Source organism: Streptomyces beihaiensis (assembly GCF_026274175.1).
Taxonomy (GTDB): Bacteria; Actinomycetota; Actinomycetes; order Streptomycetales; family Streptomycetaceae; genus Streptomyces; species Streptomyces beihaiensis.
The window spans coordinates 1-1,445 of record NZ_JAPHNL010000198.1; the positions used below are offsets into that span (position 1 = coordinate 1).

General features: G+C 69.1%; 1 protein-coding gene. It reads left to right on the forward strand.

Annotation, left to right across the window (positions count from 1 at the left end; translation table 11 throughout):
* Positions 1 to 68 precede the first annotated feature (68 nt).
* On the forward strand, positions 69 to 1,334 hold the full coding sequence (locus OFY01_RS16870) for an IS701 family transposase (RefSeq protein ID WP_266600737.1): 1,266 nt from the start codon (positions 69 to 71) through the stop codon (positions 1,332 to 1,334).
* Positions 1,335 to 1,445: the final 111 nt, after the last annotated feature.

A 1,445-nucleotide genomic window follows, 5' to 3' on the forward strand; every position in this document is an offset into this window, starting at 1 on the left:
TAGTAGTGCTTGGTCAGGTCGTCTGTGGGAGAGCGTGTCTTTGAGGTTGGGTGGGCGTTGAAGATGGCGTGACTCCGGACGAGATTGCTGCAGTGCGTGGGGACTTGGAGGCGTTCGCGGCGGAGGTCTTCGAGCCGTTCTCGCGCAAGGACCAGCGCCGCTGGGGGCAGGTTTACCTGCGTGGACTGCTGACCGACGGCAAGCGCAAGTCGGTCGAGCCGATGGCTGCCCGGCTCGGGGTGGACGGCAACCGGCAGGCGCTGGCTCACTTCATCACCACCAGCCCGTGGGACCCGTCCCACATCCGGGCCCGCCTGGCTTGGAGGATGGAGGAGGTGATCGGGCCGAAGGCCGTGGTCTTCGACGACACCGGTTTCGTGAAGGACGGGGTGGCTTCGGCGTGTGTGTCGCGGCAGTACACCGGCACTGCCGGCAAGGTCACCAACTGCCAGGTGGGCGTCTCGCTGCACCTGGCGTCCGACCACGCCTCCGCGGCGGTCAACTGGCGGCTGTTCCTGCCGCAGACCTGGGACCTCAGCTCGCCGAAGGCTGATCCGGCCAAAGTCGCCCGCCGCAGGTCCTGCGGTATCCCGGACGATGTCGGGCACGTGGAGAAATGGCAGCTCGCTCTGGACATGGCCGATGAGACCCGCTCCTGGGGGATCGATGTGCCGCTGGCCATCGCGGACGCCGGATACGGCGACGCCGCGGCCTTCCGGCTCGGCCTGCAGGCGCGGGGCATGCACTATGTAGTGGGTATCTCCACCACCTTGTCGGCACAGCCTGAAGAGGCGGTGCCGGTATGTGAGCCGTACTCGGGGACCGGGCGTCCCCCGGTGCCGAAGTACCCGGAGTCTGCCCGGCCGGTGAAGGAGCTGGTCATCGCGGCGGGCCGGAAGGCCGCACGGCCGGTGCAGTGGCGGGAGGGCTCCCGGCCCGGCACGGGCCGCTCCGGCTTCAAGCGCATGTACTCCCGCTTCGTGGCCTTGCGTATCCGGCCTGCCGGGCGCGAGATCCGGCAGGCCACCGACGGCCCGGAGCTGCCGGCGTGCTGGCTGCTGGCCGAGTGGCCCGCTGGCGAGGCGGAGCCGGTGCAGTTCTGGCTGTCCGACCTGCCCGAAGACACCCCCCTGACCACCCTGGTCCGGCTCGCCAAGCTCCGGTGGCGCATCGAGCACGACTACCGGGAGATGAAGCAGGCTTTGGGCCTAGCCCACTTCGAGGGCCGCACCTGGGGAGGCTGGCACCACCACGTCACCCTGGTCTCGGTCGCTCATGCCTTCTGCACGCTGCAGCGGCTGGCCCGGGCCCCAAAAGACGCGGCGCCGGCCTGAGCCTCTACCAGGTAGTCCGCGAGCTACAGACACTCCTCGCCACATGGACCGGCGCCTGCCCCACCTGCCACCGCGACATACCCACCCCGACATCAACCTGACCAAGCACTA